The sequence below is a fragment of the Pantoea sp. Cr_R13 genome (assembly GCF_029222565.1).
In the GTDB taxonomy this organism is placed as follows: Bacteria; Pseudomonadota; Gammaproteobacteria; order Enterobacterales; family Enterobacteriaceae; genus Pantoea; species Pantoea eucalypti.
Window position 1 is genome coordinate 717,483 of sequence record NZ_JARHXL010000013.1, and the last position, 14,688, is coordinate 732,170.

Below are 14,688 nucleotides of genomic sequence, written 5' to 3' on the forward strand. Positions count from 1 at the left end.
TTTTTTGCTGCCATCAGGCGCGGGTCTGCGTCATGCGCGACACGCTCACCAGTGCCGCCACGGCGGCAAAGCTGCCCGCCAGCAGCAGCGAAACGTGCGTGCCACGCTCATCAAACAGATTAAACATCAGCGCAACCAGCGCAGCACCCATACTCTGACCCAGCAGGCGCGCGGTACCCAGCATGCCGCTGGCAGCGCCGCTGCGGTTACGTGGAGCAGAGGTGACAATTGTGTGGTTGTTAGGTGACTGGAACAGCCCAAAACCGGCACCGCACAGCATCATGCGCCAGATAATATCACCATCGCCAGGGTTTGCCGGCAGCCAGGCGAGCAGGAACAGCCCCAGGGCGAACATCGCCAGCCCGATTCCTCCCAGCAGTCCGGCATGCACCCGCTCAATCAGCCGGCCGGCTATTGGCGCAAACACCATGGTCGCCAGCGGCCATGGCGTCAGCAGTAAACCGGTTGCCACCTCATCACGCTGCAGGACGTTTTGCAGGAAGAAGGGCAGTGAGACCATCGCCAGCATCTGCGCGCAGAAGGAACAGACCGACGTGCCCATCGACAGGCTGAAAATGGGGATACGCAACAGATCAACCGGCAGCAGCGGCACCGCCATGTTTAACTGACGACGAATAAAGAACCAGCCTGTCACCAACAGAATAACGACCTCCGACAGCACCAGCAGATGACTCTGACCCTGCGCAAAACCGCTCAATGCGGAGATAATCAGACCAAAGAACAGGGCATTCATGATCGCGCTGGGCACATCAAATTTCTGTGCGGTGGCTTTCTGCGGATTATCGGGCAGTGTGCGCAGCGCCAGCCCCAGTGCAATAGCACCCAGCGGGACGTTAATCAGAAACAGCCATTTCCAGCTCGCTACCGACAGAATCGCGGCCGCCACCGTTGGGCCTGCTGCTGTGGACACCGCCACTACCAGCGAGTTAATTGCCATGCCGCGTCCCAGATAGCGCTGGGGATAAATAATGCGTATCAACGCCGTGTTCACACTCATCAGTGCGGCGCCGCCTAACCCCTGCAACACGCGGGCAAAGGTCAGCATAGTTAGGGTGGTCGAGAAGGCGCAGAACAGCGAGGTCGCAATAAACAGTGCCAGGCCGGCCTGGTAGACGCGCCGATAGCCCAGCATATCGCCCAGAAACGAGAGCGACAGCAGCGAGACGATAATCGCAATCTGATAGGCATTCACAATCCAGATTGACTGCGCCGGGCTGGCATTAAGTTCACGCGAAATGGTCGGCAGGGCGACGTTTGCAATCGCGCCATCCAGCACCGCCATGGTCAGCCCGATAGCGATTGTGGCAATAGCCATATAGCGCTGACGGCTTGGTAATCCATCCTGCGGAGGAGAAAGAGTCATAAGTTAATTACTAAAGAGGGTGAATATCATCATGCTAATGAAATTAACGCTGAAATGCAGCGATCGAACGGATAAAAAACTGTCTTAAAATATGACGTATGGGTTAAAGCATTGCTGCCATGCTGCGCCTCACTCTATACTGACTATCCGTTCCATTTTTTTTGAAACAGGTTTAATAAGGTGCGCGATGTCCATTGCTGAAAATGATAAACAGCCTGATTCGGTCTCTTCTGTTCTTAAAGTGTTTGGCATTTTGCAGGCGCTGGGCGAAGAGCGCGATCACGGTATTACTGAGCTCGCGCAGCGCGTCATGATGTCAAAAAGCACCGTCTACCGTTTTCTGCAGACCATGAAGTCGCTGGGCTATGTCACGCAGGAAGGCGAGAGCGAGAAGTACTCACTGACGCTGAAGCTGTTTGAGCTGGGTGCCAAAGCATTACAGAACGTTGATTTAATCCGCAGCGCGGATGTGCAGATGCGTGAGCTGTCGCGTCTGACCAAAGAGACGATTCATCTGGGCGCGCTGGAAGAGGACAGTATTGTCTACATCCACAAAATCGACTCGCTCTATAACTTGCGTATGTATTCACGCATTGGTCGTCGTAATCCGCTGCATACCACTGCGATCGGTAAAGTGCTGCTGGCCTGGCGCGACCGAAGCGAAGTTGAGGAGATTCTACGGGATGTGGAGTTTAAACGTAGCACGGCCAATACGCTGTTAAGCGCGGAGGCGTTGATTACGACGCTGGATCAGGTCAGAGCGCAGGGTTATGGTGAGGATAATGAAGAACAGGAAGAGGGATTGCGCTGCCTCGCCGTGCCGGTATTCGACCGATTTGGCGTGGTGATTGCGGGACTCAGTATCTCTTTTCCCACCATTCGTTTTTCAGAAGATGCCCGTCAGGATTACGTGGCCATGCTGCATCGTGCGGCGCGCACGCTTTCATCAGAGATGGGCTATCACGACTACCCGTTCTGAAAACAGCGGGCCATCCGGCCCGCCATTCTACTAGTTATCGATCACTTCTCCACTTTTCTTCAGCAACGGGCAATCCGTTACGCCCACTACGCCACTGTCAGTGTGCAGATACTGCGCGCTGATTACGCCGCGAGCGGTCAGATAACTGCATTGCAGGCCAAGTCCGGCTGCATTTTTAGTGCTGCCGGTTAGTACGCCATAGCCGGTAAACAGCATCGCCAGCCAGATCACCGCTAGCAAGCCTATCGTGCGAATCAACAGTTTCATTATGTCTCCTTGTGAAAGATAACTCAGCGCACAACCTGGTGCTGCCGGTTATGATGATATCAGCATGCCTCGGTTTTCAGGCGGGATCGATCAGAGATAACTGAAACGGCAAAATCTGCATTGACGTGATCCCCATTATCTTTTGTGATGGCTAAAGGTAGAATAGGGGGTTGGCGTTTTCACTTTGTTTTATGAGGCAGTTATGAATGAGTTAGCCGCAAATCCCGGACCGCTGGTCAGTTATGGCCTGATGGTCATTATTTTAATTGTGGCGTTTATTGCCTGGTTCTTTGTTAACCGGGCCAGCGTACGCGCCGGAGAGCAAATACACTTACTGGCGTCGTTGCTGGAAGAGCAGAAGAAACAGAATCAGTTGCTGCGCCGTCTGATTGAGATGCAGCCCGTCTCCGAGGTCAAAAAAACCGATGAAGATGCGGAGAAACGGGACTTTATCCGGTTAATTCCGGAACGTTAATCACAGCAGAGAGGCAGGATGGCCTGGAAAAATCCGTGGTATGACAGCAGTAAAGCGCACCATACGCCCGAGGGGTTCTGTAATCCAGAACCGGAGCAGCGCCAGCCAAGCGATCTGCAGCGCTGGCGCAGAGAGCGTAAGGCTCAGGGACTGCCGCATCCTCCACAGCAGGGCTATGCGGCGTTCACCGATCAATGGTGGCAGCCAGCCGACATCCGCGGCAGTGACGATCGCATCTGGTGGCTGGGACATGCTGCCGTGCTGTTGCGGCTGAATGGGCAATATATCCTGATCGACCCCGCGCTCGGCTTACGCGCCTCGCCGTTCTCATTTGCCGGACCGCAGCGAAAAACGCCTGCGCCGCTTAGTATCGCTGATCTGCCGCGTCTGGATGTGGTGCTGATTTCTCATAACCATTACGATCATCTTGATTGGACCACCGTTAAAGCCATTGTCCGGCGGTTCCCTCAGGCAACCTTTATTGTGCCGCTGGGTCTGGCTAAATGGTGCAGGGCGCGGGGCGTGAAACAGGTGCATCAGCTCGACTGGTGGCAGCAGGTTGCGGTAAAGGGCCTCTGTTTTGATGCGGTTCCGGCACGTCACTGGAGCATGAGAACACTACGCGATCGAAACCGTTCGCTCTGGTGCGGCTGGGTTGTGCGGTCTGCCTCCGTACGTTTCTGGTTTTCGGGCGACAGCGGTTATAGCGACAGCCTGCTGGACATTCCGGGCAGACTGGGGCCGTTCAATTTGGCCGCTTTGCCGATTGGCGCCTATGCACCGGAATGGTTCATGGCAAGCCAGCATATGAATCCCGATCAGGCGGTGGCGCTGTGGCAGGCAGCAGACAGGCCGTTAACGCTGCCGATCCACTGGGGCGTGTACGAACTGGCCGATGAGTCACTGGATGCGCCACCAAAAGAACTGGCAGATGCGCTGCTGCGGGCAAACGAGCGAAACGACGGCTTCACGCCCTGGCGAATAGGTGAAAGCCGAAGGCTGAATAATGCATCCCAGGAATTATCCTAAACCCTGATGGATAAATAAAAGCCAGTGCTTTTTTATCTGATATCAATTTTTCAAATCGAAAGTTAAATTATTAATAAGAAAAATCGTCTTCGATGCTTTTATTTGGAGCAAGGCTAATGTGTTACTCATGGTTTTGGTGCAAAAAATGTTGTTTGTACAAAAATAAACAGCGGTGTACAGGATTGACGTCTGATTTCTGATATCTTCAACCGTTACCGCTTCGCTTAATCATTCTGCAATTGCCATATTTGTGAAATATTAATTTCTTATGGTATCCATCGAATTCACACTGGCAGCCCTAACGTGGCACCGCGCTGGCAGGGCAGGGGCGATATTCGTGCAGACATGCGTAAACGCAACTGACAGGCAATGTGAGCCTTTTGGCAATTATGTGCGCGGGCTCTCTGAGCCCCTAAAAATGGCTTGCCATTATTTTTAGGATATGTGATAACAATTCCTGAGTTAAACGAGGTACAGTTCTGTTTATGCATGGCATCTTCAGTAAAGAAGTACGAGTAAAGACGTTGACGTTGAATACCGCTTCCTTGCCGAACCTTAATTAGTGCCTCATGCAGTAATGTCTCTGGTTTTTCTGTATGACAGCCTTCGGGCTAAATAAACATCTAAAGGAATTTGCAAAATGGCAAAGATTAAAGGTCAGGTTAAGTGGTTCAACGAGTCTAAAGGTTTTGGTTTTATCACCCCTGCTGACGGCAGCAAAGATGTGTTCGTACACTTCTCTGCTATCCAGGGCAATGGTTTCAAAACCCTGGCTGAAGGCCAGAGCGTTGAGTTCGAAATTCAGGACGGCCAGAAAGGCCCGGCAGCAGTTAACGTAACTGCTATCTGATTCGACTCCGCCTCGGTGCGTCGCACCCTGACACGGAATCTCAAAGCCCTGGCTTCTCAGCCGGGGCTTTCTTTATGCTTCCGATGCGTAAACGATAAGGTTACACTGCGCCGCGTTATCTGATGCCGGAGCACCTTATGTCCCTGATTTGCCCTCTTTGCCACTCACCCCTGACCTTCACAGACCGCAGCTGGTGCTGTGAAAATCGCCATCAGTTTGATCAGGCGAAAGAAGGCTACGTCAATTTGCTGCCCGTTCAGCACAAACGCTCAAGGGAGCCGGGTGACAGTGCAGAGATGATGCAGGCACGGCGGGCGTTTCTTGAGGCAGGCTACTACCAACCGCTTCGTGATCAGGTCGTCAGCCTGCTCAACCCGGCACTGACCCAGCCGGCGTGCAAAATTCTTGATATAGGCTGTGGCGAAGGCTACTACACCGCCGCACTGGCCGAGGCGGCAGGCGAGGATGCACAGATTTATGGCCTGGATGTGGCCCGAATGGCAATACGCCTGGCGGCAAAGCGCTATCCTGCGGTGCGTTTTTGCGTCGCCTCCAGTCAGCGCTTACCCTTTGCCGATCATTCCCTTGATGCGGTTGTACGAATCTATGCACCGTGCAATGAAGCGGAACTGGCGCGCGTGTTGAAGCCGGAAGGACGGGTGCTGACCGTTACACCAGGCCCGCATCATCTGCAGCAGTTCAAAGCGCTAATCTACCGCGAAGTGCAGTTGCATGTGCCGGAGCAGAAAGCGTATCCAGGATTCCATCAGGTTGCCCAACAGGCGATGCATTACCCGATGGCATTAACCAGTGCAGCCGCGACGACCCTGCTGCAAATGACGCCGTTCGCCTGGCGGGCGCGGGAAGATGTCTGGCACACCCTGCAGCAGAGCGAGCAGTTCAGCTGTGATGCCGACTTTACTCTGACTATGTGGCAACGCGACTAACGCGCCTCGACCAGCGTGTTGTAGATGCGCTCCAGATCGTCGAGTTGTTGCACCGCAATCAGCAACCGGCGCTGTTCAAGCTGAATGACCAGAATACCATCTTCAGAGAGATTCATGCCCTGAATTCGCCGGTAATCGATCCAGACACCGGCGTAAAACAATCCCTGATTCTTCATCAGTAACGCCGGTTTTCGCAGCCAGAAGAGCCAGAACGCCAGAAAACTCAGCACCATCAGCAGTGAGGTGGTGAGCTGCGGGCCGTGATGACTGACGTTGTTCCAGAGCAGAATAAGCAGCAGGCCGATGAAAATCAGGCTATCAAGCTTATGCTGCCTGCGCAGCACGACCCGTAAGCGGGTTGGCCCATGACGACGCGGCAGAATCGCCTCATGGTAAACGGCGAACCCCATCAGGCCGACGATACAACACGCAATCAACGCGTCAGTTAAAGACATCAATATCTACCTCAAACAGGGTGAGCTCAGCCGGTTGTCGCTCAGCTCACCACGCTTAAAAGCCGGGAGCACAGGCTCCCGGCTGGATAAAATTACAGACCGAGCAGACCGATCCAGTAACCAAAAATACCGATAGCAAAGAAGCCAACGATAATCCACAGCGCGTTCACTTTACGGCGTAAAAGCCACATACAGCCAAAGGTCAGCAGCAGCGGCACCACGCCCGGCATTAGCTGATCAAGGATCGACTGAACCGTGGTGACGGTGGTTTTACCGGTGGAGTCGGTGATGCGCGAGACGACAAGCGGGATGTTAACGTGCGTCCACTTGTTAACCAGTGCCCCCATGACAAACAGGCCCAGAATCGAGGCGCCTTCCGTGAGCTTCTGCAGAAAACCGCCGCCCATGTCGCTGACAATGTCGATCCCTTTACGGTAGCCGTACGCCACGCCGTAGTAGCGGGTTAGTAGACGCGCCAGGTTAAACAGCACAAAGAACAGCAACGGCCCCAGCAGACTGCCGCTCATTGCGATACCGGCTCCCAGCGCGGCAAACACCGGACGTACCGTGCCCCAGAAGATCGGATCGCCGACACCGGCCAGCGGTCCCATCAGGCCGACTTTCAAGCCGTTAATCGCCGCATCGTCGATGGGTGCGCCGTTGGCACGCTGCTCTTCCATCGCCATGGTGACGCCCAGTACCGGCGCGGCCACATAAGGATGGGTGTTAAAGAACTCCAGATGACGCTTTATTGCCTGCTTACGTTCATCGTTGTTTTCCGGATAGAGACGGCGGATCACCGGCACCATTGAGAAGCAGAATCCCAGCGCCTGCATACGTTCAAAGTTCCATGACCCCTGGAATAGGTTCGAGCGCATAAAGACGGCGCGAACATCCCCGGCTGTCAGTTTCTTTTCGACTTTCGTAATATCAACCATGTGCTCACCTGTTCCTTAATCGAGTTCGTTATCAAGATCGTTTGCGGTTGCTGCACCATTGGGCGCGCCTGCTACACGGTTGTATTTCGGGCTGAGCTGAATATAGAGCACGGCCATGACCACGCCAATCACGCCCAGCGCCACCAGGTTAAAGTTGGTGAAGGCGGCAGTGACAAAACCGAGGTAGAAGAACGGCATCAGGTAGCCTGCGCGCATCATGTTGATGACCATCGCGTAACCGACTACAACAATCATGCCACCCGCGATATTCAGACCGTTGGTGACGACTTCAGGGATAGAACTGAGCAGAGCGTGAACCGCGCTGGTGCCGACCGAAATCGCCACAATTAGCGCCGGAATAGCGATACGCATCGCCTGTAACAGCAGAGCAGAGACATGGATCCAGGAGATGGCGGTGAGGTTACCTTTTTCGGCGGCTTTGTCAGCTGCGTGCTGGAAGGCCACAGTCAGGGTACGCACGATAATGGTCAGCACCTGTCCGGCCGCCGCCAGCGGAATGGCCAGCGCGATACCGGCGCCCACACTCTGACCGCCAGCGATAACCAGGATGGTCGAGATAATGGAGGCGAGGGCGGCATCAGGCGCCACGGCGGCACCGATGTTCATCCAGCCCAGTGCAATCATCTCCAGCGTACCACCGATGATAATGCCGGTTTTCATATCCCCCAGCACGATACCAATCAGGGTACAGGCCACCAGCGGTCGGTGAAACTGAAACTCATCCAGAATCGACCCCATACCGGCAATACAGGCGACAATAAAAATTAAAATAATTTGTAGCGAGGTTATTTCCATCATACTTCTTGTCCTCAGCAGGATAACGACGAGCCCGGAAACGCAGGCGCAGAAGTGCTTCTGTTACGCGTTAACTTTCGCAATCAGATCCATCATTTTCAGTTTCTGGTCAGTGGAAACTTTACGCACTTCCAGTTCAATATTGCGTTCGTTGAGTTTGCGGAAGGCGGCAATATCTTTTTCATCAACCGAGACTGCATTATTCACCTGGGTTTTTCCCTGACGGAATGCCATACCTCCAATGTTGACAGTTTTAATATCGACACCCTGTTCTACGACGCGCAGAACATCGGTGGGATTGGTAAACAGCAGCATCACGCGATCCTGACCATACTTCGGGTTATTCCAGACCCGCACCATCTTATCGACATCCACTACATGGGCTGTCACGCCGGGCGGGGCGACCTGCGTCAGCAGGGTTTTACGCACGTGGTCGTTGGCCACTTCATCACTGACCACGATAATGCGTTGGACGTTGGTCTCTTTCGTCCAGCGTGTCGCGACCTGTCCATGAATCAGGCGGTCATCAATACGCGTCAGTCCGATTTTCATGTGGTCACCGGGCGCCATCGGCTTAGCCGGTTGCGCGGCAGCAGCCGGTTTCACCGCAGCCGGTGCCGGTGCTTCTTCTTTGGCTTTCAGAGCTTTAACCCCTTCGCGACCGGTCTCGACCGCGACAGCGACCAGATCGTCAAAGGTGGGGTCGTCATCGCGTGCCATAAGCGTTTCAACCAGCATCGGGATATTAACCCCGGCGATGACCTCATACTGGGGCTTGTCGACCACGATACGGCTGGCTGCATTAAACGGGCTGCCACCCCAGGTATCGACTAAAAACAGTACTCCCTGACGGGTATCCAGTTCCGCCAGTCGTGCCTGATATTTTTCAATTAATGTTTCTGCATTTTCACCGGGGACAAAGTCTATCCAGCCGACATTGTCCTGCTCGCCTAACAGCATTTCTGCTGTTTTCAGCAGTTGTTCCGCTGCCCAGCCGTGTGTACCAATTACAATCGCAATGGTCACGTGCTACCTCCGTTTACTCGAGATGCTCATTTGAGTGAATGAACTGTGTTGGGTGGTGCTTTGACTCTATTTCATAACCTGGTAATTCAAATTATGGGTATAGCGTCGGAAAAACATGGGCTAATGACGTTATGGCGATAAAGTCGCGATTTATTTTAGTGTTCGAAAAAATAAATTATGTGATGTCTGTCAGCTATTCACCCCATGAGAAGAAGAGTGGCCTTTTTTATGCGCCTGATCATCCCTGCTGCAGATTGTAAAAATAAGAAAATTTTTTGACGCAAATCACCGACCTGATACATTAACGTTCTGTTTAATACTCAGGAGTAACGGGCTTCAGCCCACCTTTATGGATCGTCACCGACGTCGCTTAACCTGTTCTTTGCGCCTGCTGGCGCGTCACCCTTCGCCTCGCGGCGTTTTCAACGCTTTACCGACCATCCGGATGTCACGCTTCACTGCGCTGATACGCACCGGCTCAATCTGTTCCCTGTTCTGGAGTCATAAATAATGGAATTTTTATTCGACCCCTCAATCTGGGCGGGTTTACTGACGCTCATCGTGCTGGAAATCGTACTCGGCATCGATAACCTGGTGTTTATTGCCATTCTGGCCGACAAACTGCCGCCAAAGCAGCGTGACAAGGCCCGTTTGATTGGCCTGTCGCTGGCACTGGTTATGCGTCTGGGCCTGCTGTCACTGATTTCCTGGATGGTGACGCTGACAACACCTCTTTTCAGCGTAGGCGGTTTCAGCTTTGCTGGTCGTGATTTAATTCTGCTGGCGGGTGGTCTGTTCCTGTTATTTAAGGCGACGATGGAGTTGCACGAGAGACTGGAGAACCGGCAGCTCGACGGATCAGGTAATCGGGGATATGCCAGTTTCTGGGCAGTCGTGACGCAGATTGTGGTGCTGGATGCGGTCTTCTCGCTGGATGCTGTGATTACGGCTGTAGGTATGGTCAACCACCTGCCGGTGATGATGACGGCTGTGGTGATTGCGATGGGTGTAATGCTGCTGGCATCCAAGCCGTTAACTAACTTCGTTAACGCGCATCCGACCGTGGTGGTGCTCTGTCTGAGCTTCCTGTTAATGATCGGTCTGTCACTGGTAGCAGAAGGCTTTGGCTTCCATATTCCTAAAGGTTATCTCTATGCGGCAATCGGCTTCTCAATTCTGATTGAGATGTTTAACCAGATTGCGCGTCGAAACTTTATCCGCCATCAGTCCAATCGTCCGATGCGTGAACGTACCGCAGAGGCGATTCTGCGCCTGATGGGAGGCCGCAATCGTGCCCAGATGGCCAGTAACAGTAACACCAGCAGCAGCGAAGAGGCTGCGCTGGCGGAAGCGATGCCGCAGGAAGCGTTTAAAGATGAAGAACGTTACATGATTAATGGCGTACTGACCCTGGCGTCACGTTCAATTCGCAGCATCATGACGCCGCGCGGTGAAATCTCCTGGGTTGATGCGAATCGTCCGGTGGATGAGATTCGCGGTCAGCTGCTTGATACCCCCCACAGTCTGTTTCCGGTCTGCCGGGGTGAGCTGGACGAAATTGTCGGCGTAGTCCGCGCTAAAGAGCTGCTGGTGGCGCTGGAGCATGGCGTGGATGTGGCAACCTTTGCGGCCAATACCCCGACCATTGTGGTGCCGGAGACGCTGGATCCGATTAACCTGCTTGGCGTGCTGCGTCGTGCGAAAGGTAGCTTCGTTATCGTCACCAACGAGTTTGGTGTGGTCCAGGGCTTGATCACGCCACTGGACGTGCTGGAAGCGATCGCGGGTGAATTCCCGGATGAAGATGAAACGCCAGATATTGTGGCGGACGGTGATGGCTGGTTAGTCAAGGGCGGGACCGATCTGCATTCGCTGCAGCAACTGCTCGATTTCCATGAGCTGGTCGACCCGACAGAGGACCACGCCTCGCTGGCCGGTCTGCTGATTGAGCAGAAAGGGCAGTTGCCACTGCCGGGCGATGTTATTGACATCACTCCGTTGCACTTCCAGATTATCGAAGCGACCGACTACCGTATCGATTTGGTGCGTGTTACCAAAGATAAACCGCATGACGAGGATGAAGAAGATTAATTCTTCGCGTTGATGCGCAAGTGCTGCCGGCATCATCGGCGGCGCTGAATTTTTCCGTCAGCCGCTGCTTTGATGCCGCGGCTTTTTTTTATCTGTGAAGTCGCGTAATCAGGCAGGGCGCAGGGACTTTGACGCGGTGCTTATCTGCTGGCATCCGCCTGATGCAATATCAGCCAGGCCGGAAAATCCTGCAGGGGCATCGGACGGGCAAAAAAGTAGCCCTGAAGGTAATCCACACCGCGTTCACGCAGATAAGCCGCCTGTTCAGCCGTTTCTACGCCCTCAGCGACCAGACGGATGTTCAGGCGCTGGGCCAGCGAAATCACCATATCCGTTACCGTCGCGTTGATGGCGTCAGTGCCGATAGCTGCTGTGAAAATTTTGTCTATTTTCAGCACGTCGGGCTGCAGGTCTTTCAGATAGGAGAGTGAACTATGACCGGTGCCGAAGTCATCAATCGCCAGCTGAACGCCGATCTCGTGCAGCTGCGCAATGACCGATTGATCCACTACCGGGAGTGCATCCCGCTCGGTGAGCTCCACCATCAGTGTCGGCACTGGCGAGGCGGGCCACCACAGCTTTTGCAGATCTTCAATAATTGCGCCGTCCCGGAAATGACTGGCAGCCACGTTGATAGCGATATGGAAGGCGGGATCCGTGGGCAAGAGCGGTAGCTGACTCACCACTTCATTCAGCACAAAGCGCGTCAGCGGCTTGATCAGATTCTGGCGCTCAGCCAGCGGAATAAAAACATCCGGTGCAATCCAGCCCTGACGGGCATTATGCCAGCGCATCAGTATCTCAATACCGTCGCACTGACTACTTTTGCTATTGATCAGTGGCTGGCAATAAACCATAAACTCGCGGGCGGTAATCCCATAACTGATTTGCCAGCTCAGGCTCATACGATTTGCGGTTGCCAGCCAGATGATATAGCCCATAAGCAGGCTCAGCAGCACTGCCAGCGGCAGCTGTGAGGGAAGCGTTGCCAGCGCCGATCGGGTAGGAGAGGGGCCATAGAGTGTAAGCGTGAATGGATAGCGCAGCGAGCCTTGTTCATAGCTCACCTCATCGTCTGCAGCGACTGTAGACTCGATCAACGGATTACCATACTCCAGGCTCTGTCCGTTAACGTTAAACACGGCGCGTTCAACCCAGGGTAACTGCGGCTCCAGCAGATAATTGCTCATCATTTCGATGTTAATTACCTGCAAAATGCCTGAGCGGTTATCCGGGCTTTTTGGCGTCCACAACATTAAAATTGGTGAGCCTTTGAGCAGGTAATCATCGGTTGAGAGCGTCATACGCTCGCCGTTATAGGCAAGGTCAGGATAAGTCTGGCTAAAAGGAATCGCGCGAGGTCCATAAACACTGGAGCAGTAAAGCACATCGTTATCCACCAGCAGAATCGCCCGGAGCGTCTGCAGAGAAGAGATTTTTTCGATAAGTGGAAAACGAACATCGTTGCAGGGTACACCCACGAGGCCCAGCGTATTATTCGCGGAAACTTCCAGCGGCGAAAACATCCGGTCAAACCGCATAATCGCTTTATTGGCGAAATCCATTGCCTGACGTTCGATACGTGACTTTTCTTCAAAATAGCGAAAGGCCAGCGTCAATATCATGACCACGATGGCGATTGAGAATGCTATGAGCAAACGCTTGCGTCTGAATTGTCCAACAAATTGCTGGGCCATAAACATCAGTATCCACCTTCCCAAAAAGCCAGAATAAAGCAAAAAATTACGGGGTTAGTATCGGCACGGCCAGATCAAAATTGAGGCCGAAATGCAGAAAAGCGGGTCTGGAAAGCGACGAAAGCCGGACGGCTGCGCGGAAAACACTCTACCGTTAAAACCTGCGCTGAGATAGCGCAGGATGCGGATTTTATTACAGTTGAACGTTATTTAAACATTTAAACGTTTCGTTCAATCACACTGCACTTTAATTGCCAGACCGCCGCGTGAGGTTTCGCGGTATTTAGCGTTCATATCTTTGCCCGTTTCATACATCGTCTCAATAACCTTATCCAGCGAGACGCGAGGTTCGCTGGTGCGACGAAGTGCCATTCGCGCCGCGTTAATGGCTTTAACTGAGGCGATAGCATTGCGCTCAATGCAGGGCACCTGAACCTGACCGGCGACCGGGTCACAGGTTAGTCCCAGATTGTGCTCCATGCCGATTTCAGCGGCCACGCAGACTTGCTCAGGACTGCCGCCCAGCAACTCGGCCAGACCGGCCGCCGCCATGGAACAGGCCACACCCACTTCACCCTGGCAACCCACTTCCGCACCGGAAATAGATGCGTTCATTTTGTACAGTACGCCAATGGCGCCGGAGGCAAGGAAATAGCGCAGGAAAATATCGGGGGTCACCGGCTCGATAAAGTGATCGTAATAAGCCAGCACTGCCGGCACGATGCCACAGGCACCGTTTGTAGGTGCGGTGACGACACGACCGCCTGCGGCGTTCTCTTCGTTGACGGCCAGCGCATACATATTAATCCAGTCGATAACAATCATCGGGTCACTGGAGTGCTTAGTGGAGGAGGTCAGGAGGCGACGCAGTGAGGCAGCACGACGTGGTACGCGCAGCGGTCCGGGCAACACACCTTCGGTATTCAGACCGCGATCGATACAGGCCTGCATCGTCTGCCAGATATCGGTGAAATAGGCATAGATCTCATCGCGGCTGTGAAGCGCCAGCTCATTTTTCATCACCAGGCCTGAGAGGGAGAGGCCGGTCTCATGGCAGTGCGCCAGCAGATCTTTAGCGGAATGAAACGGCCATGGCACTGACACTTCATCCAGTGCCGACTGCCCAAAGTGCTCTTCATCAACGATGAAACCGCCGCCAACGGAGTAATAGGTCTTCGACAGAATCAGCAGGTCACCTGCAAACGCCAGCAGACGCAGACCATTTTCATGCAGCGAGAGGTTCTCGCTACGGAACACCATACCGCCTTCGCGCGGAAAATCGACTTCATGCGCGCCTTTCGCCAGCAGCAGACGCTCACGCTGTTCGACATCTTTAATAAACGCGGGTATCGCATCAATATCCACGGTATCGGGCGATTCACCTGCCAGACCCATGATAATCGCGATATCAGTGTGGTGGCCTTTGCCGGTCAGAGACAGAGAACCATAGACATCTACGGCGATTCGGGTCACCTCCTGAAGCTTTTCCTGTTCGCACAGCAAATCCACAAACTGTTTACCCGCTTTCATCGGGCCGACAGTATGCGAACTCGATGGGCCGATGCCCACTTTGAACATGTCGAAAACACTAATCACAGGTGACACTCCTCACAATTATTCTCAGTCTGCCGGGGCAGTTTATGGCGCCCATAGTAATAGTCATGCACCAGAAAAGAGCGCTTTTTCGCATGAAATAAACTTATCTAAAACGATAGAAAAAATTATAGCGCAGCC

Annotated in this window: 14 protein-coding genes; 6 read left to right on the forward strand and 8 right to left on the reverse strand. The window is 53.6% G+C overall.

What is annotated here, in order from left to right:
* Positions 1 to 13: 13 nt before the first annotated feature.
* Positions 14 to 1,384: an MFS transporter gene (locus P2R09_RS11045; protein ID WP_275769642.1), complete on the reverse strand. Its 1,371-nt coding sequence runs from the start codon at positions 1,382 to 1,384 to the stop codon at positions 14 to 16.
* A gap of 187 nt (positions 1,385 to 1,571) precedes the next feature.
* Between P2R09_RS11045 and kdgR the strand changes: the two genes are divergently transcribed.
* Positions 1,572 to 2,363: a DNA-binding transcriptional regulator KdgR gene (gene kdgR / locus P2R09_RS11050; protein WP_275769645.1), complete on the forward strand. Its 792-nt coding sequence runs from the start codon at positions 1,572 to 1,574 to the stop codon at positions 2,361 to 2,363.
* A gap of 30 nt (positions 2,364 to 2,393) precedes the next feature.
* On the opposite strand, the gene P2R09_RS11055 is transcribed toward kdgR, so the two are convergent.
* Positions 2,394 to 2,630 carry a YobH family protein gene (locus P2R09_RS11055; protein WP_003852681.1) on the reverse strand — a complete coding sequence of 79 codons (237 nt, stop codon included), beginning with the start codon at positions 2,628 to 2,630 and terminating at the stop codon, positions 2,394 to 2,396.
* Positions 2,631 to 2,832: 202 nt separating this feature from the next.
* Between P2R09_RS11055 and P2R09_RS11060 the strand changes: the two genes are divergently transcribed.
* From P2R09_RS11060 to rlmA, 4 genes are all read left to right on the forward strand, one after another.
* Positions 2,833 to 3,105 (forward strand): YebO family protein, encoded by a 273-nt coding sequence (locus P2R09_RS11060; RefSeq protein WP_008925326.1) that lies wholly within the window; start codon positions 2,833 to 2,835, stop codon positions 3,103 to 3,105.
* Between the two features lie 18 nt (positions 3,106 to 3,123).
* Positions 3,124 to 4,134: an MBL fold metallo-hydrolase gene (locus tag P2R09_RS11065; RefSeq protein ID WP_275769649.1), complete on the forward strand. Its 1,011-nt coding sequence runs from the start codon at positions 3,124 to 3,126 to the stop codon at positions 4,132 to 4,134.
* 640 nt (positions 4,135 to 4,774) lie between these two features.
* Entirely contained in the window at positions 4,775 to 4,984 is a 210-nt protein-coding gene (cspE, locus tag P2R09_RS11070; protein WP_003852684.1) for a transcription antiterminator/RNA stability regulator CspE, read from the forward strand.
* Between the two features lie 137 nt (positions 4,985 to 5,121).
* On the forward strand, positions 5,122 to 5,931 hold the full coding sequence (gene rlmA, locus P2R09_RS11075; protein ID WP_275769663.1) for a 23S rRNA (guanine(745)-N(1))-methyltransferase: 810 nt from the start codon (positions 5,122 to 5,124) through the stop codon (positions 5,929 to 5,931).
* On the opposite strand, the gene P2R09_RS11080 is transcribed toward rlmA, so the two are convergent.
* From P2R09_RS11080 to manX, 4 genes are all read right to left on the reverse strand, one after another.
* Positions 5,928 to 6,386 (reverse strand): DUF986 family protein, encoded by a 459-nt coding sequence (locus P2R09_RS11080; RefSeq protein ID WP_275769665.1) that lies wholly within the window; start codon positions 6,384 to 6,386, stop codon positions 5,928 to 5,930. The genes rlmA and P2R09_RS11080 overlap by 4 nt on opposite strands.
* A gap of 92 nt (positions 6,387 to 6,478) precedes the next feature.
* Positions 6,479 to 7,324: a PTS mannose transporter subunit IID gene (locus P2R09_RS11085; RefSeq protein ID WP_003852687.1), complete on the reverse strand. Its 846-nt coding sequence runs from the start codon at positions 7,322 to 7,324 to the stop codon at positions 6,479 to 6,481.
* A gap of 15 nt (positions 7,325 to 7,339) precedes the next feature.
* Positions 7,340 to 8,140 carry a PTS mannose/fructose/sorbose transporter subunit IIC gene (locus P2R09_RS11090; RefSeq protein WP_033743088.1) on the reverse strand — a complete coding sequence of 267 codons (801 nt, stop codon included), beginning with the start codon at positions 8,138 to 8,140 and terminating at the stop codon, positions 7,340 to 7,342.
* Positions 8,141 to 8,203: 63 nt separating this feature from the next.
* Positions 8,204 to 9,166, reverse strand: coding sequence for a PTS mannose transporter subunit IIAB (gene manX / locus P2R09_RS11095; protein ID WP_275769669.1), 963 nt, complete (start codon positions 9,164 to 9,166; stop codon positions 8,204 to 8,206).
* Positions 9,167 to 9,676: 510 nt separating this feature from the next.
* On the opposite strand from manX, the gene P2R09_RS11100 reads away from it, so the two are divergent.
* Positions 9,677 to 11,257: a TerC family protein gene (locus P2R09_RS11100; protein ID WP_275769671.1), complete on the forward strand. Its 1,581-nt coding sequence runs from the start codon at positions 9,677 to 9,679 to the stop codon at positions 11,255 to 11,257.
* A 140-nt stretch (positions 11,258 to 11,397) separates the two neighbouring features.
* On the opposite strand, the gene P2R09_RS11105 is transcribed toward P2R09_RS11100, so the two are convergent.
* Together P2R09_RS11105 and P2R09_RS11110 are read right to left on the reverse strand one after the other, a co-directional pair.
* On the reverse strand, positions 11,398 to 12,960 hold the full coding sequence (locus P2R09_RS11105; protein ID WP_275769673.1) for a cyclic diguanylate phosphodiesterase: 1,563 nt from the start codon (positions 12,958 to 12,960) through the stop codon (positions 11,398 to 11,400).
* Positions 12,961 to 13,185: 225 nt separating this feature from the next.
* Positions 13,186 to 14,550 (reverse strand): L-serine ammonia-lyase, encoded by a 1,365-nt coding sequence (locus P2R09_RS11110; protein WP_003852693.1) that lies wholly within the window; start codon positions 14,548 to 14,550, stop codon positions 13,186 to 13,188.
* Positions 14,551 to 14,688 lie beyond the last annotated feature (138 nt).